The following is a 16,815-nucleotide window of genomic DNA, read 5'->3' as shown; positions in this document are numbered from 1 at the left end:
AAAATCAGTTTTACAATGCAGCATTCTCGAATCGCACCGATTCAATCGAGAACAAGGGTTTGCTACCCGCTTCTGCATTTTTAAATACAAAATAGACATTGTGCAGTTTGCCATCGGCTGGCACTTTCACCGGAATGCTGATCGTTTCCGACTTATCTACTTTACCTTCACCGATTTTGGTTCCCGCAACGCCATCGAGGCGGACTTCCAGCGTTCCTCCGGCAGAGCGAGCCGCATTACTTCCAACCGCAACAGCCAATTTTGAAATTTCGCTCAAGTCGATATCATCAAAAGCGATGAAACCGCCATCTTTCATGCCGATCACCATTTCATTGCCATTGTCACCTTTGTATTTGAAGGTGTTTTTGGTGGTGTCGGCCATGTTTGCCATTAGGGTCGCGGGGCGCAATGCTACGGTTTTCGAGCCTGTCAATGGACCCATGTTGCCGTTACCTTTGTCGGTATAGCTGGCTGTGAAGATGTATGAACCCTGCTTTTTCTTAGCCTCGGTTATATAAGAGCTCTTCAACGGCTTTTTGTCAACAGCTTTTTGATTATTGAGGTCCAGAATATATTTCACCATTTCCTCGATTTCCTCTGGCTTGTGTTGCGGGTGGCCGGGCATTGCCTGCTCGCCCCACACGCCGCTACCGCCCTTCAAAACCTTGTCTGTAAGCGTTTTCAAAGAATTGCGCTCTCTGGCGTACTTTTTCGCGACCTCGCGGTAAGCGGGGCCGATTGACTTTTTATCAATCGAGTGGCAGGCTTTACAATCGCTTAGTTCGATCATTCGCCTACCGGTTTCGAAGCCGCTGTTTGCCTGGTGGCCTTGTGCGAGTTGCGTTTTGTCGAAACCTTCGAGGTAGTTGATGGTCAGCGTTACCTCGTCTTCCGGAATCTTTTTGTTGGCCAGGCTGCCGTCTTCCTTATCTGAAACTGAAACTTCATAGTTTACGGGCTTATCGTTCCAGTAAAATGTCTTATTGCCTTTGATAGTCACATCCACTTTTGGAATAGCATTGCCCACGCGTACGACCACGTCCGAGGTGTTGGAGTTGCCCGCATTGTCGGTCACTTTCAAAGTTGCGGTGTATTCACCTGCCTTAGCGTACGTGAAGCTTGGGTTAGCCAGTGTGCTTTTTGGCAGACCTTTGCCAAATGACCATTCATATTTAATCGGATCGCCGTCATAATCCAGCGAGCCTTTGGAAGAGAAATTTACTTTCAAAGGAGTAGCTCCGGTGGTATTAGTAGCGCTAGCGACAGCCACCGGCACGCGGTTACCTGCATTGAAGGTAATGTGTGACAGGCTGGCTTCGTCGTTCTGTGCGAACCAGTTGGGGCCGTATTCCAAAGTATACAATGAACCGTCTTTCGCAAACTGCATGTCGATCGGGTGGCTGAACTTGGTGCCCGGCATGAAACGCTCGATGCTTTGCAGATCGCCCTTCTCGTTCATGGTCACGATGTTAATGTAATCGCGGATCCAATCGTAGGCGAAGAATTTGCCATTGTAATAGGAAGGGAATTTAACCTTGCTATCCTCATAATCAGCAGCATAATATACCGGGCCAGCCATAGCATTACGCCCTCCTTTGCCAACAATCGCCCCAAATTCCGGTGAATCGGCATATGGGTAATAAATGAACGCAGGCTGAGCAGGCGGCAATTCCTGTAAACCGGTGTTATGCGGCGAGTTATTGATCGGTTTCAAAGGATCGAACGGCTTGCCGGAAGTGCTGTCGGCGAAGTTGAAATCGATATACGGCCTGTTGTTAGCGATAAACAGCGGATAACCGAAATAACCTGCCTTTCTGGCCTGGTTCACCTCGTCATAACCTCTCGGTCCGCGCTTGGGATCGTCGTTAGACGCGTCGGGACCTACATCTCCCCAGTACAAATAGCCTGTGTGCTGATCCACTGAAATACGATAAGGGTTGCGGGTACCCATTACGTAAATCTCCGGACGGGTCTTATCTGTTCCGGGAGGGAAAAGGTTGCCTTCGGGAATGTCGTACAGGTTGGTACCGCCCGGCATATTCGCACGACGGTCGCCGTAGCGGGGTTTGATACGCAATACTTTTCCTCTCAATGAGTTCGTATTGGAAGAAGTGTGCTGGCCATCCCATCCTTCACGTCCCGGGCGTTCATCAATAGGCCCATATCCATTGGATTGGAACGGGTTTACATCGTCGCCGGTGGACAGATAGAGGTTACCTTTCGCATCCCAGGCGATAGAACCGCCAGTATGGCAGCAGTCTGTGCGTTTTACTGGTACAGTCAGAAGCACTTCTTCCGTACTGAGCAGCACCGTGTCCTTCACATCGTCATATTTGAACCTCGACAAATGCTGCGCGGTATCTTTTTCCGACGATGGGGGAGAATAGTACATGTATACCAGCTTGTTGGTTTTGAAGTTAGGGTCAATATTCAGGCCCATTAACCCGTATTCCTGTTTGGTATAAACGGGTACTTCACCCACGAGTTTAATCTTCCCGGTTTTGGGATTGTAGAGTTTAACCTTTCCCTTTCTTTCGGTGAAAAGTACACGTTGGTCATCGAGAACGACGAGTTCGGTCGGCTCGTCGAGCTTGGAAGCCAATACTTTTTTAGTAAAGCGGTTTTCTTCCGGGCGGGATTTGGAATAATCCAGCTTCGACGCCATGGCCCAGTTGAGCCCGCCGGTCAGGTGTTTTACAAAAACTGGATTGGTATAAGTAGCATCTTCATGCCCGAAGTTCGTGTAAAATGCACGGCCCCCATCGAACTCGTGGTACCACGACATCGGGTGGTTGTCGCCCATTTTGCCATCCTTGTAAGTCTTTTCATCGATCTTCACAAGGACGTTCACTTTCTCATTAAAGTTTTTGAAATCGTAAAATTCGTCCTTGATCTTCCACTTTTTTGGAAAACCATCCATCGAAGGGTGCTGATCATTCACTACAAACGCTTCGCCTTCCTGCACATTCGGGTTGCCTGGGTGGCTCAGGAATTGTGCGCCTGCGAGTTTGTTGTACCATCGCCAATCGTATTCGGTATCGGTTGCCGCGTGAATACCCACGTAGCCGCCGCCCGCCTGGATGTAGCGCTCAAATGCATCCTGCTGCTTGTCGTTCAGTACATTACCGGTGGTGTTCAGGAATATGACTGCGCTGTATTTTTGCAGATTTTTATTGGTAAAAACAGCCGCATTTTCAGTAGTGTCTACCGCAAAGCCAGTTTCTTTACCTAGTTTTAAAATGGCTGTTTTCCCTGCGGGGATAGAAGAGTGCCGGAAGCCGGCGGTTTTGGAGAATACCAGCACACGCTTTTCCGGCGTCACCGTCTGGGCCGTAGCCACCAGACCGCAACATGCCAGGGCCGTCACGCCGGCAACCCTGAAACGTTTTAAAACTTTTCGAAAAGGGGATTCATTCATTAGATTGGTTGGTATTGGTTAACGTAGAAAAAACCTACCTTCCATAAGGAAGATAGGTTTTCAATATACTTGTAAGATCGACAATTATAAACCGAGCACCTTGCGGTTAAATGCCTCGTCTGCACCGGTTCCTGCAAAATCATCAAATGCTTTTGTAGTCACTTCGATGATATGGCTTTCGATGAACGGTGCGCCTTCCGCCGCGCCTTGTACGGGCGACTTAATGCAGCATTCCCATTCCAGGACCGCCCAGCTGTCGTAATCATATTGCGACAGTTTGGAGAAGATTCCACCGAAATCCACTTGGCCATCTCCGAGCGAACGGAAACGTCCGGCGCGATCAGCCCAGCCTGCAAAGCCGCTGTAAACACCCTGCTTCCCGCTAGGGTTGAATTCCGCATCTTTTACGTGGAATGCTTTAATGCGATCATGGTAAAGATCGATGAATTGGAGGTAATCCAACTGCTGCAACACAAAGTGGCTCGGGTCATAGTTGATATTTGCACGGGTATGGCCGCCGAGGTAGTCTACAAACATTTCGAAGGTAGTACCGTCGAACAAGTCCTCGCCTGGGTGCAATTCGTACGCAACGTCCACACCGTTTTCGTCATACACGTCCAGAATAGGCTTCCAGCGGGCAGCCAGTTCTTTGAATGCGGTTTCTACCAAACCCGCCGGGCGCTGAGGCCAGGGGTAAAGGAAAGGCCATGCCAATGCTCCAGAGAAGGTCGCGGAGGCCTTCAGCCCTAATCTGCGGCTGGCTTGCGCCACTAGTTTCAAATGCTCAACAGCCCATTCCGCTCGTGCTTTTGGGTTCTTGCGAACTTCCGGTACGGCGAAACCATCGAACAGATCGTCATAAACCGGGTGCGAAGCTACCAGCTGGCCGATAATGTGCGAAGCCAATTCGGTGATTTGTAGTCCTTTGTCAGCGAGCTTGCCTTTCAGCTCGTCGGCGTAAGTCTGCGATTCCGCAGCTTGCTTCACGTCGATCACGCGCGGGTCCCAGGTAGGAAGTTGGAGGCCCTTGTAGCCTAGCCCGGCCATGTAGTCGGCAATGGTATCCAGTGAGTTGAACGGAGCTTCGTCGCCAAGGAATTGGGCGAGGAAGATACCGGGGCCTTTTATTGTTTTCATGTTTTAAATGATTGAATGACTGAATGATTGAATGACTGAATGAAAAATGATTGAATGACTGTGGGTAGTTATTTGGCGTTTTTGCGGGCCTTGGAGAGGATCTTGATGAGTTCTTCTGCTTCGTCCATCAGAGCTTTCAGCTTTTCTGAGGGGAGAATACCTGCTTCGGACATTATCTCCATCCAGAAGAGTGATTCATCCGCTTCTTCAACCGTTATGCTCATCTTCGCGAAGAACTCATTCTGACTTCTTGCCCTACACACAGCTCGATAATTGGCTCCGATAGACGACGCTGATCGTAGAAACTGCTTTCCAACAACCCGTGCCTCCTCTGTCGGTGGCAATGCTTTAAAGACTCTAATGCTCCTCAATACAAATTGCTTAGTGCGCCCCTGCAACTGAGAAACAAAATCCTTTTTATCATCAGCCATATTCATAGTGTGCTAGCAAAAAAGCGCAGACGCCCATTCAATCATTCAGTCATTCAATCATTCAAAATTAGATTTTAACCCAAGCCTCTTTCTTATTGCTTTCCAAAATTCTCTCGCAAATCAGCAACTCCCGATACCCATCCGCAAACGTTGGGAATGTTGGGTTTTCAGGCTGTTTGCCGGCTGCGATTGCCGCGTAAACTTCCTTGAACATTTGTTTTGAGGTATCCGGAAAGCCTTCGTTGTGGCCGCCTGGGAAGGTAATCGTTGAGCGTACGTCCTCGTTCACGAGCGATGGGTCGCGCATAAGGATTTCATTCGCTTTGTCGCGGTTGCCAATCCACATTTCGTTCGGGGACTCAGAGCACCAGCTGAATGTCTTTTTAGAACCGGAGATTTCCAGTGACATGCGGTTTTTACGACCTGCCGAAACCTGCGAAACGGTGATGACCCCTTTGTTTCCATTGTCGAAACGAAGCAATACATTCGCGTGGTCTTCGGTATTGATAGGCACATCGGCGTAATCTTCCGGTTGCAGCAATTTACCCGAGTAAGTCTCAACGGCTTTCAAAGGCTTCTTGCGGGTTTTGTGAACGGTGTTGAAATCGGCCAGCACGGCAACGGTTTTGAGGCCAGTAATGTATTCGAGAATGTCCATCAGGTGGGAGCCGATGTCGGCGATGGCGCGTGAATCGCCGGATTTGTCTGGTTCGAGGCGCCAGTTATAGTCGGTGTTGTAGAACAGCCAGTCTTGCAGATATGAACCGATGAATGAATAAATCTCACCCAGTTCACCTTTTTCGCGCATCGATTTCATCTGGCGTGCCAGCGGGTAGTAACGCAGGTTGAAGTGAACGGCATTCACGAGACCTGTTTTTGCAGCCAGTTCTACGAGTTCTTCCGCTTCTGCGAGGTCTTTTGCCAATGGTTTTTCACAAATCACGTGTTTTCCGGCGAGCAATGCCGCTTTCGACTGTGAGTAGTGCAGGAAGTTAGGCGTACAAATGTGGACAGCCTGAATGTCATCCTGTTTCAACAGTTCATCGAACGTGTAGAAACGTGCAATGCCAAGCGCGTCAGCTTTTTCCTTGGCCAGTTCTGCGGTCACTTCGCAAAGTGCGGCAACTTCTACATTAGGAAGACGTCTCAGTGCTTCAATGTGTGCGGGGCCAATGAAGCCTGTTCCGACAACGCCAACTTTGATTTTGTTCATAAATGGGTATGGAATGATTGGTGAAAAACAGTCCGCTCTCGCGGGTTAAATTGAGATGTACAGTAATTGATTGAGTATTCAGGATCAGAAATCGGTCCATTTCGTCTCCGTCTTGTTCGAAGCAATGACGGCGTCGATGAACTTCATACCTCTAAGCCCATCCTGTGCAGTAGGGAAGTCGTACACCGGATCGGCCTTTTTGCCTTCCCAGTAGGCCCTTACATGAATGGCGAAGTTGCGGTAGAGATTGGCGAAGGCCTCGAAATAGCCCTCGGGGTGACCGGCCGGGATGCGGGTGTGCACCTGCGCGGCTTTGGACAGGGTGCCCACGCCCGTACGGATGATGCGTGTGCCCTGATTGGTTTTGTGAATCAGCGTATTAGGCTCCATTTGCTTCCATTGCAGGCCGCCGGTTTCGCCGTACACACGGATGTTGAGGTCATTTTCCTCACCGTTGGCGATCTGGCTGTTTTGTAGAATGCCTTTGGCGCCGTTGTTGAAGCGAAGTAGAATATTGGCATCATCATCCAGCAAACGGCCTTCCACAAATATTGTAAGGTCGGCACAAACTTGGGTTATTTTGAGTCCGGTGATGTATTCGGCCAGGTTTTCGGCGTGGGTACCGATATCGCCCAGGCCTCCCGCAGCTCCCGAGCGCTTCGGATCGGTACGCCATGCAGCCTGTTTGTTGCCGGTAACTTCCACCAGTGTGGCCAACCAGCCCTGCGGATATTCCACAATTACCTTCCTGACTTCTCCAATGGCGCCCGAGGCGATCATCTGGCGCGCCTCCTTTACCATAGGGTATCCGGTGTAGTTATGCGTGAGGCAGAAGACCAGACCGGTTTTTTCAACCACAGCCACTATCTCTTCTGCTTCTTCGGTATTGAGTGTAATCGGTTTATCACATACGACGTGGAAGCCATTTTCCAGCGCAAGCTTCGTAGGTGCAGCGTGCATATGGTTGGGTGTAACAATGGAAACAAAATCCATGCGTTCCCCTTCCGGCAGTTGCTTTTCTTTCAGGATCATCTCCTCAAAGTCGTTATAAACCCTGTTTTCAGGCAGATATAGCGCTTTTCCGGTTTCCTTAGATTTGGCAGGATCGGAGCTGAAAACTCCGCAAACCAGCTCAATTTCTCCATCCATGATCGCTGCACGGCGATGGACCCCACCAATAAATGCATCCAGGGAGCCGCCTACCATGCCCATTCTGATCTTTCTTGACATTCCAGTTGGTTTAAGGTTTTTGTAATAATTATACAGATAAGAAAGTGCCTTTGGAAAGACTCTTACTTCCTACAAATATAAATTTAAGACATAAAAAACATTGCTAAGGAATAGCGAAATGCAGTAGAATTCCCCGGAGTTTGTTTTTTTTGTGAAATCTTTGAATAAAAATAGTATCCCGAAATCAATCATCTAATTCAAATAATCAAACCCATTTAGTCACATGTCCCAATCAGTTAACAGCGGCAGGCTCTTCAATGCAAGTTGTTTTGCGCTCATAACCACTGCATTCTCATTCAGTATCCGTGCAGGGATTCTGCCCCAGCTGGGCACCGAGTTCAACCTCACGGCCGAACAACTGGGCTTTATCAACTCGATGTGGTTCTTCGGGTTCCCGCTCGCGATGATCATCGGAGGGCTCGTGTATCACACCATCGGTCCGAAAACGATCATGCAGGTTGCGTTCGTTTGTCACGCGATTGGTATTATCATGACGATTTACTCGGGCGGTTACACCGGTCTTCTGATCTCCACGTTCCTGATCGGAGTAGGTAATGGCTGTACCGAAGCTGCTTGTAACCCTATGATCGCTGATTCTTACGAAGGTTTGCAGATGAGCAAAATGCTCAACCGCTTCCATATGTGGTTCCCCGGTGGTATCGTAGTCGGTTCGTTGATCTCGAAATTCATGACTGACGCCAACCTCGGCTGGCAGGCGCAGATCTGGGTGATCCTTATCCCGACTGTGATCTATGCATTTCTTTTCTGGGGACAAACATTCCCTAAACCACACGTGGACGGTGTAACTTCACTCGGTGAAAACGTGAAGGCGATGTTCACACCATTGTTCCTCTTCATCTTCGTTTGTATGGCCTTCACTGCAATCAGTGAATTCGGTCCACAACAATGGACAGGCTTGATCATGAGCAAAAGCGGTGCAAGCCCGATGCTGATCCTCGCATTGGTGACAGGTTTGATGGCGATCACACGTTTCTTCGCACACCCGATTGTGGCTGCAATTGGCCAAACCGGTATCCTGTGGGGCTCATCAATCCTCGCAGCAGCGGGTATTTACTTGTTCAGCACAGTCACTGGTCCTGCGGCTTATGCGGCAGCTGTGATCTTCGCAATGGGTGTGGCGTTGTTCTGGCCGACCATGATTGGTTTCGTGGCGCAAAACGTGCCTTTGAGCGGCGCGTTAGGGATGTCGATTGTCGGTGGTATCGGAATGTTCTCGACAGCTATCTGGCAACCGGTGATCGGTAAATGGCTGGACGATGCCAAGGCTGAAAAGATCGCGCAGGGCCTTAGCGGTGATGAAATGGAACTGGCGGCGGGCCAGGCCACATTAAGCACGATGGTGATGTTCCCGGCGGTGCTGATCGTCGCGTTCGGTATCCTGTATTTCTGGATGAAAGGACGTAAAACGGTAACCACTTCTTCGGCAGCAGTTCACTGATTTGGCTGATATATCAATGCAAAACGGGCGCTTATAAGGCGCCCGTTTTGCATTAGTGGTATTTCAGAAGACATTATCTGAGCTTCACGATCGTCACGCCCGCACCGCCGCGGTCTGCGTGCTCGTCGTACATACCCGCTACCTGCTTGTAACCGCGCAGGTGGTTGCGCACGAGCGTACGCAGGATGCCATCACCCTTGCCATGCACAATGCGTAGCTCATCATAGCCGAGCATGATGGCATTGTCCATAAACTGATCGACCAATCCCAGCGCTTCCTCACCGCGTTTGCCGCGCATATCGAGGTTAAAACTGAAATTGAGCATCCGCTCGTTCATATCCACGCCTTTGGAAGTCGTTTTCAGCCCTTTTTCACCGGTAGCGGCCCGGTAAGCCTTGCGTGAGACTTTTTCGAGGCGGTTCAGTTTCACATTCGATTTCAGGTCGCCGATGCGAATTTCAGCGTCCTTGCCTTTGATCGAAAGTACCTCCCCGATGGCCGTTTGCCCGCTGATACGCACGTAGCTGCCTGGCGTAATGTCGCCGCCTTCCGGTTCGTATTCTTCTTCTATGGGCTGCGCTTCGGTTACCTCCGCCAGTTTCAGGTTGTTTTTGCCAAAATTTTCAAGCGTTGTCCGTGCTGTTTTGGTCTTTTCCTTTTCAGCCTTATTCTCTTTTATTTCTCTGATGGTGTTTTCAATCAGCTGATTGGCGTCCGAAAGCAGGTTTTTTGCCTTCTGCTTGGCCTCATTGACGATCTTCTTCTCGTTGTTTTCGAGCTTCTCCTTCAATGCAGTATAATCAGCGACCTGCTTCGTCAGTTTACGCTCCTTAATCCCTATTTCAATGTTTTTCTCCGCAAATACGCGCCGTTCGATATCGAGTTCTTTCAACAGTTTTTCAAAGTTTACCTGCTGCGTACCTAACTTCTCTTTCGCACGGGCCACCACCGCCTTCGGTAATCCGATTTTGGAGGCGATTTCAAATGCAAACGAACTGCCAGGACGGCCGATTTCGAGCTGATAGAGCGGTTCCAGATGCTCACCATCAAAGCGCATGGCTCCATTTACCAGTCCCTCGGTTTTATCCGCAAGCACTTTCAAATTAGTGTAATGCGTATTGATCATTCCGAAAGCGCCCGATTTGGTCAGGTTTTCGAGAATGGCTTCCGCGATGGCCCCGCCGAGACCGGGTTCCGTTCCGGTACCGAACTCGTCGATCAGGAACAACGTCCTTTTGTTCGCCATCGACAAAAAATGCCGCATGTTGGTCAAATGCGAGCTATAAGTACTTAAGTCGTTTTCCAATGATTGTTCGTCGCCGATATCGATGAAGATATTTTGGAAGAAGCCCATGGATGAGCCTTCGAGCATTGGTACCAGCAATCCGCATTGGAACATATACTGAATCAGCCCGACGGTTTTCAATGCGACGGACTTACCACCCGCATTAGGCCCGGAAACGATCAGAATGCGCTGTTTTTCCTGCAATTCGATGTTGAGAGGGATTACTTTTTTCCCTTGCTTTTGGAACGACAAATGCAGCAGAGGGTGCCGCGCCTCGCGCCAGTCGATGAACTGGCGGTTTTCAAACGGCGGGTTAATGGCCCCTATTTCACCCGCTAATCTTGCTTTGGCACGCAGGAAATCCATCAGCCCCAGGAAACCGTAGGCCTTTTGCAGATCAGGTACGAACGGGCGAATATAGGCCGTCAGTTCGAGCAGAATGCGGTTGATCTCCCGGCGCTCTTCATATTCGAGCTCGCGGATTTCATTATTGGATTCAAAAACATCCGTTGGTTCAATGAACACGGTCTGGCCTGTCGCAGATTCGTCGTGAATAAACCCGCGTAGCTTCCGTTTGTGCTCGGCAGCCACGGGAATTACCATACGGCCATTACGGACAGTCAATGAGACATCATCACCAATCCATCCATTGCTCCTGGCCGATTTCAAAATGGTATCGAGCTTTTTACGGATACCAGCCTGTTCGGAGATCAGTCGCTTGCGAATGCGTGCGAGTTCAGGCGAAGCCGAATCACGGATTTGCCCGCGATCATCGATAATGCGGTCGATAGCGTCGGTAACGGCCTTTTCAACTTTGATCGTTTTGGCATATTCCCCCAAAATAGGAAATGCATCTGCCTCCTGGCTTTCGAAAAAGCGCAGGCAGAGGCGGATCGTCAGCAATGAGACTTTCAGGTCCGAAAACTCGGGCTGCGTGAGCAGCATTCCTTCAATAGAAGCGCGCTTTAAATAAGGCGTCGCGTCAATGTAGTTCTGGGAAGGAAAATTCTCACCCAGTTCGAGAATGCGCTGCATTTCGGCGGTTTGGCTCACGAGCTTCTCGACCATGCCGAAATTTTCAGAAAACCGGATTTTTTCGACATAGCTCTGACCCAAAGAGCTGATACAAAGCTCCTTCAATCGTTCTCTCAGCTTATCGAATCCCAGTTTTTGTTCTAATGTATTGGGGTAAAGCATTTTTAATGGCTATCGGCTGTCGGCAATCGGCCGTCAGCATTGTAATTGAATGGCAATCGGCTGTCGGAAATCAGCCGTCAGCACTGTTAGTTAATGTATATTTTTGGATCCTGAGTAGCCGACTGCCGTTCTAAAAAACGTTTCGGATCTCCTCCTTCAAAACCTTCAACGCGTGCGTCGAGGGTTGAGCTTCTTTCTCGATCACGTGCGAAAAAACTTTTTTGGCAAGGTCGGCTGCGGGGGATTCAGCGCTGACTTCTGCCGCAGCCTGATTCACAATTGCCACAGTTTCATTCATCGCATTCACGATTTGCTCCCAGGCATGGGTACTCACATAGAGCTGCTGCGCCACATTGTGATTGTATTCCTCCCGGATCTCGTGCAGGATGATCTGTTGCAGTTCCAGCGCGCTTGTCGCCGAAGGCACCAATCGAAGCAACAAGTTATTAGGGGTAATACGTTCCAGAAACAGGCACATTCGCTCGTACGCCTGCAAGCGCAGGGGCAATGTGATTTCGATGTTTTTGCTCCGGATATCCCACCGCTGTTTCTCAAATATCTTGTTAGCGACGGTCGTAATGGTGAGGTACATGCCGAATGTCACGACGCCCCCGAGTACCAGAATTGTCAATATCCAAATATATTCCATGGTGTGAAATTGTAATTTTGTGCCAAAATGAGGCACAAAATTAAAGGATTAGCCGCATTTGGCGGATATTTATTTCAAAACGCGAATGGAACAGCGTCAGTTTGCGTTAACTGATTTATCGCAATCAAGAACAACGAGCAGGAATGGATAACCCGATTCAATTGACCGAAGCAGCAAGGCTGGAAATCAGATCGACATTGGAAGCCAACAAAATCCCCGACACTTATGGGCTCCGGGTAGGGTTAAGAGGGGGTGCGTGCAGCGGATCTTTTCTGCTTGGGTTCGACACAGCCACAGAGCATGACCAGACATACCTTATCGAGGGAATTAAGGTATTGATAGACAAGCGCCATCTAATGTACGTGATCGGCGTGTCGGTGGACTTTGAAGAGGGGGCGAACGGCAGCGGTTATACGGTTTCCGCCGCTGAAAAACTCAAATAAGTGCTTTGATCAATCTTCAACGGTTACATGCTTCCAGTTCTCGCCTGACCGGATGCGATTGAGCTGGGTATGCGTAATTCCAAATTGTTTTGCGATCATTTTTAAGCGGTTATTATCGTTTTTCAAAAGCTTCTTGATAATCCGCACCTTGCTTTCCGTCAGCTTGTAATTTTTGGTACGGCGGGGGATCACCCGGTTGATGAATGCGGGGTTCTCACGGTTATGGTCGATCATTTCCGCTTTTGTAACCCATTTCAGGTTCTCGTAATGGTTATTCTGCTTATCGAAGTCCAGATGGATCACGAAGTTATGATCGGCGTCCGGTTTTTCCACGAAATGCTCGGCAACAAGTTTGTGTACATAGCGGTTGATGGTCTTGCCACCCGCTACGCGGATATTCAATGATCTATATCCCTGAATGACAGATCCCTTAATTACAACGCCTTCCTTTGGGTTGTTCTGGAAACTTTTCAACCTGCCATAGTTGGATACTTCGTAATGGGGAGCGTTCTCGATCTCGTCGAATATAATTTTTGCCCACTTTTCATTCCAGAAGCTCCGGCTTACATTTGATTCATTCATTTTGATAAAAGCTATTATTATAGTTTCTTAACGTTGTATGGTTGATCATGCCTTCCGGCCCCTTACCGGGAATCGGGAACGATCTTTTGGTGTTTCAAAAGTGTGTGTGGCTGTTGCGGATACCGCTTTGCAGCCATTATTTGTTTATTAAATTGATTTTGGCATGAAACGTACACTCATCATAGGAGCGACTTCCAATCCTTCCAGATACGCTTACCTGGCGGCACAGAAACTCAGGCACTATGGTCATCCCATTTTACTCATCGGACGCAGGAAAGGTTTTGCATTAGGAGAGGAAATCAACACAGACAAAACTGACTGGAAAGACGTAGATACCGTCACATTGTATATCAATCCGAGCCACCAACCTGAATACTACGATTACATCGTTTCTCTAAATCCTAAACGCGTTATCTTCAACCCTGGTACAGAGAATCCTGAATTTAAGGATATTTTAATCGATAAAAATATCATACCAATAGAGGGGTGCACTTTGGTAATGCTGTCGACCGGACAATTCTAGCCGGGTACCTTACCATCTGATCAGCGCCGACGCCCATGTAAATCCACTCCCGAATGCTGCAAGGCAAATCAGGTCGCCTTCTTTCACTTTGCCGGTTTCCCATGCTTCCGTTAAAGCAATGGGAATAGAGGCAGCCGTGGTGTTCCCGTAACGTTGTAAGTTATTGATAACCTGTGATTCGGCGAGCCCAAGTTGCTGGCGAACGTAATCGCTGATCCGGATATTCGCCTGGTGCGGAACCAGTAGATCAATATCGCCGGCCGTATAGCCATTAGCCTCCAAAGCCTCCTGGATCACCTCGCCAAAACGTACGATCGCATGTTTGAAAACGGCATTACCATTCATATATACATTATGCCCGCCTGCTTCGATCACCTCCGGGCTCACCGGACGACCTTCTCGGCTGCTGCCTGGATCTTTCACAAAGAGCTCTTCAGCAAACCGGCCGTCGGCATGCAGGTGTGTAGATAATATACAATGTTGGGGATCATCCGTGGCGGAAACCACCGCAGCTCCGGCTCCGTCCCCAAAAATAACCGCTGTATTACGCCCCGCCGTGCTCTTGTCGATCCACGACGACTGAATTTCCGAACCGACCACCAATGCTGTTTTGTACATCCCCGATTTGATGAATTGATCGGCAATAGAAAGTGCATACACAAATCCCGAGCATTGTTCGCGGATATCGATCACCGGCTTTCCGTCCATACCCAGTTCGCGCTGCATCAGAAACGCGGAGCCCGGGAAAAAGTAATCGGGAGTGATAGTAGCGTACACGATCACATCTATGTCATTCGGCGTAAGTCCGGCCCTGTCCAACGCCTGTCGGGACGCTGCGGCTGCCATGCTGTAATTGGTATCTTTCCCGTATTCGAAATACCGACGCTCCTGAATGCCCGTCCGCTCGCGGATCCATTCATCGGAAGTTTCCATCCATTGGGTAAGGTCATCGTTGGTGATGATATTGTCGGGAACGTAAAAGCCTAAACCTGTAATGCGGGAGAATGCCATGCTATTGGGGATGGTTCAAAACTACCGAGGGTTAAAGGTAGATAAGAACGGTATTTAATGCTAAAATGATAATAATAAGCAACATACGTTGCCGGTAAAGACCGCAAAAATGCAAAAAAAAGTCTTCGGTACCAATTCACGCCTGCTTTTTCCTGACGTTAGCGGCTATCGAAAGAAGCACGTAGACGACCAGTATCGCCGGGATAGCGAGGAATTTTAACGTAGCCAGCAGCATCACGGTGGCGCCGATCAAAATGAAACGTGCCTCATTGCCCTGCCATCCGAAATTTTTGAATTTGAGCGCTATCAGCGGAAGTTCCATAACCAGCGCGTACGACATTACCGCACTTAATATGAGCAGGTTATTCGTATTGATAATGATGTTCTTCCACATCTCGCTCTCTGTATGGACAATCAAAGGCAAAGAAGCGATGAGCATCGCATTGGCAGGCGTGGGCACTCCTATGAAGGAATCGGACTGGCGTGGATCATTGTTGAACTTCGCCAGGCGGATCGCCGAGAAAATCGCGATGATGAATGCGGCATAGGCCTTCCAGATACCGAACAAGTCGGGAATGCTCTGCATGAGCAGCTGATACATAATAATCGACGGTAGTACACCGAATGTAACTACGTCGGCCAGCGAGTCGAGGTCGCGGCCGATAGGGGAGGTGACTCTCAATAAACGGGCGATAAAACCGTCCAGAAAGTCGAATATCAATGCGACGCCAATGAGTACGCAGGAAAGCAGCAGGTTGTTGTGGAATGCTTCCACCACGCCAATGCAGCCGCAAAGCAAATTGCCGCAGGTGAGGGCATTGGGGATGTTGCGACGGATCATAGGCGCTATTTGAAGAAGGGATTGTTTCTTTTCTCAAAACCAATGGTGGTGGGCTCCATATGGCCGGCGTACACGGTATAATTGTCGGGTAATGTAAACATTTGCTCCCGGATACTCCGCAGCAGTGTAGCATGGTCGCCGCCAGGAAGGTCGGTACGTCCGATACTCATGCGGAACAGCACATCGCCGCCGATGACGAATTTTCCGGCATCGTTCACCAACGCGACGTGGCCAGGCGCGTGGCCGGGTACGAATATGATTTTCAGGGATGTATTGCCAAATTCAATGGTTTCGCCCTCCTTGATAAAACCGTCGATCTCCGGCTCTTCAAATGCTGAAAAACCATAATTGGAAGCATAAGTCTTGACTGCCTTCAAAAGCGGCTCATCCAGCTTATGTAGCACAAATGGGATGCCATACTTTCTTTTGAGCGCTGCGATGCCCAACACATGGTCGATATGCGCGTGGGTGTTCACGATCTGCACGGGTTTCAGACCGTGTTGTTGCACAAAATCCGTGAGCTCATTTACTTCCGATCGGTCGTAGCAGCCCGGATCGACGATGATCGCCTCGCCTGTTTCGTCGTATAGGAGATAGGTATTTTCAGAAAACGGATTGAAGACAAATGTCTGTACCTGTACCATTCCGGTAGGGATATGTGGGTTAATGAATGGGCGCGAATTTACAAAACACTTTACAGTTCTTTGAACCGTGCTATAATGCGGTCGAAGTAAAATATGGTGGTATCCTTGTAATCCGAATCGGTTCCCGCATAAAACCATAGCTCGCCCTGGTTGTTGGTGGTTACAGTAACGGGCTGCCCGTCATTGGAATACCTTAATAATGTATAATACCGGGTGTCGGGGTTAGTACTTGCAATGCTCCCGCTGAGCAGCACATCCTTGCCCACTTGTGTGCCAGTACCTTTGTCCAGATTGAACGCGTATATACCGGAAGTCAGTTTCTTAGTCACAGGCTCATTTGTGGATACCCCCGATTTGAACGTCACCTTGTCGACAATGGCGCTTGCGGTATACTTGGTTGCCAGGTCGACTTGAAGTGTCATTTCATAAGGCTTGTTAGGTTTAAAACCCGTTACACGCTTTTTGATATAACTGAACATATTGCCTTTCGAATACCTCGACAGGATCCGGAAACCATATTGCGTAGTGTCGAGGCCCCTTGGGAGCAGCGCCGTAGCAGCTACCGTATCCAGTTGGGAAGAGTCGGCGGTTGATGCATATCCTGCATATTCGGCCGTCCAGCCATTTTCCCCTGCCGTTCCTGACTGGAAATTGGAATCGACGGTAATGTTCGCATCTAGGCTGTCTTCATTACAACCCCAGAGTCCGGCTACGGCCAGGATGGCTATCAGAATATATTTTTTCAAGATGAA

General features: G+C 49.2%; 15 protein-coding genes. 3 read left to right on the top strand and 12 right to left on the bottom strand.

The features are described 5' to 3' along the window. Positions 1-10: 10 nt before the first annotated feature. The 5 genes from AC2YIT_RS18735 to AC2YIT_RS18715 form a co-directional block, all read right to left on the bottom strand. Positions 11-3,418 (bottom strand): ThuA domain-containing protein, encoded by a 3,408-nt coding sequence (locus tag AC2YIT_RS18735; protein WP_487280155.1) that lies wholly within the window; start codon positions 3,416-3,418, stop codon positions 11-13. 84 nt (positions 3,419-3,502) lie between these two features. Continuing rightward, complete coding sequence (locus AC2YIT_RS18730; protein WP_430845327.1) at positions 3,503-4,555, bottom strand: sugar phosphate isomerase/epimerase family protein; 1,053 nt, start codon at positions 4,553-4,555, stop codon at positions 3,503-3,505. A gap of 68 nt (positions 4,556-4,623) precedes the next feature. Further along, the gene (locus AC2YIT_RS18725; RefSeq protein ID WP_430845328.1) at positions 4,624-4,986 is read right to left on the bottom strand and encodes a four helix bundle protein; all 363 of its coding nucleotides are present in this window, start codon (positions 4,984-4,986) and stop codon (positions 4,624-4,626) included. 67 nt (positions 4,987-5,053) lie between these two features. After that, complete coding sequence (locus tag AC2YIT_RS18720) at positions 5,054-6,199, bottom strand: Gfo/Idh/MocA family protein (RefSeq protein WP_487280154.1); 1,146 nt, start codon at positions 6,197-6,199, stop codon at positions 5,054-5,056. Between the two features lie 84 nt (positions 6,200-6,283). Then, positions 6,284-7,411: a Gfo/Idh/MocA family protein gene (locus AC2YIT_RS18715; RefSeq protein WP_430845367.1), complete on the bottom strand. Its 1,128-nt coding sequence runs from the start codon at positions 7,409-7,411 to the stop codon at positions 6,284-6,286. A gap of 241 nt (positions 7,412-7,652) precedes the next feature. Between AC2YIT_RS18715 and AC2YIT_RS18710 the strand changes: the two genes are divergently transcribed. After that, complete coding sequence (locus tag AC2YIT_RS18710; RefSeq protein ID WP_487280153.1) at positions 7,653-8,888, top strand: MFS transporter; 1,236 nt, start codon at positions 7,653-7,655, stop codon at positions 8,886-8,888. Positions 8,889-8,961: 73 nt separating this feature from the next. Here AC2YIT_RS18710 and AC2YIT_RS18705 read toward each other — a convergent pair whose 3' ends face one another. Together AC2YIT_RS18705 and AC2YIT_RS18700 are read right to left on the bottom strand one after the other, a co-directional pair. Continuing rightward, the gene (locus AC2YIT_RS18705) at positions 8,962-11,370 is read right to left on the bottom strand and encodes an endonuclease MutS2 (protein ID WP_487280152.1); all 2,409 of its coding nucleotides are present in this window, start codon (positions 11,368-11,370) and stop codon (positions 8,962-8,964) included. Between the two features lie 130 nt (positions 11,371-11,500). Then, on the bottom strand, positions 11,501-12,019 hold the full coding sequence (locus tag AC2YIT_RS18700) for a DUF7935 family protein (protein WP_487280151.1): 519 nt from the start codon (positions 12,017-12,019) through the stop codon (positions 11,501-11,503). 143 nt (positions 12,020-12,162) lie between these two features. On the opposite strand from AC2YIT_RS18700, the gene AC2YIT_RS18695 reads away from it, so the two are divergent. Next, positions 12,163-12,462 carry a HesB/IscA family protein gene (locus tag AC2YIT_RS18695; protein ID WP_430845333.1) on the top strand — a complete coding sequence of 100 codons (300 nt, stop codon included), beginning with the start codon at positions 12,163-12,165 and terminating at the stop codon, positions 12,460-12,462. Between the two features lie 9 nt (positions 12,463-12,471). Here AC2YIT_RS18695 and AC2YIT_RS18690 read toward each other — a convergent pair whose 3' ends face one another. Further along, positions 12,472-13,044 carry an NUMOD4 domain-containing protein gene (locus tag AC2YIT_RS18690; protein ID WP_291199099.1) on the bottom strand — a complete coding sequence of 191 codons (573 nt, stop codon included), beginning with the start codon at positions 13,042-13,044 and terminating at the stop codon, positions 12,472-12,474. Positions 13,045-13,207: 163 nt separating this feature from the next. Between AC2YIT_RS18690 and AC2YIT_RS18685 the strand changes: the two genes are divergently transcribed. After that, the gene (locus tag AC2YIT_RS18685; RefSeq protein WP_223401342.1) at positions 13,208-13,567 is read left to right on the top strand and encodes a CoA-binding protein; all 360 of its coding nucleotides are present in this window, start codon (positions 13,208-13,210) and stop codon (positions 13,565-13,567) included. A 9-nt stretch (positions 13,568-13,576) separates the two neighbouring features. Here AC2YIT_RS18685 and AC2YIT_RS18680 read toward each other — a convergent pair whose 3' ends face one another. The 4 genes from AC2YIT_RS18680 to AC2YIT_RS18665 form a co-directional block, all read right to left on the bottom strand. After that, on the bottom strand, positions 13,577-14,578 hold the full coding sequence (locus tag AC2YIT_RS18680; RefSeq protein ID WP_430845334.1) for a 3-oxoacyl-ACP synthase III family protein: 1,002 nt from the start codon (positions 14,576-14,578) through the stop codon (positions 13,577-13,579). Positions 14,579-14,714: 136 nt separating this feature from the next. Beyond that, positions 14,715-15,419, bottom strand: a complete 705-nt coding sequence (gene pssA / locus AC2YIT_RS18675; RefSeq protein ID WP_487280150.1) for a CDP-diacylglycerol--serine O-phosphatidyltransferase — start codon at positions 15,417-15,419, stop codon at positions 14,715-14,717. Between the two features lie 5 nt (positions 15,420-15,424). Beyond that, positions 15,425-16,063, bottom strand: a complete 639-nt coding sequence (locus AC2YIT_RS18670) for an MBL fold metallo-hydrolase (RefSeq protein WP_487280149.1) — start codon at positions 16,061-16,063, stop codon at positions 15,425-15,427. Between the two features lie 50 nt (positions 16,064-16,113). Further along, on the bottom strand, positions 16,114-16,809 hold the full coding sequence (locus AC2YIT_RS18665; protein WP_487280148.1) for a hypothetical protein: 696 nt from the start codon (positions 16,807-16,809) through the stop codon (positions 16,114-16,116). Between the last annotated feature and the right edge of the window lie 6 nt (positions 16,810-16,815).

It is taken from the genome of Dyadobacter sp. SRI_021, from assembly GCF_057586235.1.
This window is presented reverse-complemented; position numbering and strand designations above follow the sequence as displayed.

What these genes read in the sequence shown, in the direction of transcription:
- AC2YIT_RS18710 (WP_487280153.1), top strand. Translation starts at nt 7,653, where the DNA reads ATGTCCCAATCAGTTAACAGCGGCAGGCTCTTCAATGCAAGTTGTTTT.
- AC2YIT_RS18670 (WP_487280149.1), bottom strand. Translation starts at nt 16,063, where the DNA reads ATGGTACAGGTACAGACATTTGTCTTCAATCCGTTTTCTGAAAATACC.
- AC2YIT_RS18690 (WP_291199099.1), bottom strand. Translation starts at nt 13,044, where the DNA reads ATGAATGAATCAAATGTAAGCCGGAGCTTCTGGAATGAAAAGTGGGCA.
- AC2YIT_RS18735 (WP_487280155.1), bottom strand. Translation starts at nt 3,418, where the DNA reads ATGAATGAATCCCCTTTTCGAAAAGTTTTAAAACGTTTCAGGGTTGCC.
- AC2YIT_RS18705 (WP_487280152.1), bottom strand. Translation starts at nt 11,370, where the DNA reads ATGCTTTACCCCAATACATTAGAACAAAAACTGGGATTCGATAAGCTG.
- AC2YIT_RS18720 (WP_487280154.1), bottom strand. Translation starts at nt 6,199, where the DNA reads ATGAACAAAATCAAAGTTGGCGTTGTCGGAACAGGCTTCATTGGCCCC.
- AC2YIT_RS18685 (WP_223401342.1), top strand. Translation starts at nt 13,208, where the DNA reads ATGAAACGTACACTCATCATAGGAGCGACTTCCAATCCTTCCAGATAC.
- AC2YIT_RS18695 (WP_430845333.1), top strand. Translation starts at nt 12,163, where the DNA reads ATGGATAACCCGATTCAATTGACCGAAGCAGCAAGGCTGGAAATCAGA.
- AC2YIT_RS18730 (WP_430845327.1), bottom strand. Translation starts at nt 4,555, where the DNA reads ATGAAAACAATAAAAGGCCCCGGTATCTTCCTCGCCCAATTCCTTGGC.
- AC2YIT_RS18715 (WP_430845367.1), bottom strand. Translation starts at nt 7,411, where the DNA reads ATGGGCATGGTAGGCGGCTCCCTGGATGCATTTATTGGTGGGGTCCAT.
- pssA (WP_487280150.1), bottom strand. Translation starts at nt 15,419, where the DNA reads ATGATCCGTCGCAACATCCCCAATGCCCTCACCTGCGGCAATTTGCTT.
- AC2YIT_RS18700 (WP_487280151.1), bottom strand. Translation starts at nt 12,019, where the DNA reads ATGGAATATATTTGGATATTGACAATTCTGGTACTCGGGGGCGTCGTG.
- AC2YIT_RS18725 (WP_430845328.1), bottom strand. Translation starts at nt 4,986, where the DNA reads ATGGCTGATGATAAAAAGGATTTTGTTTCTCAGTTGCAGGGGCGCACT.
- AC2YIT_RS18680 (WP_430845334.1), bottom strand. Translation starts at nt 14,578, where the DNA reads ATGGCATTCTCCCGCATTACAGGTTTAGGCTTTTACGTTCCCGACAAT.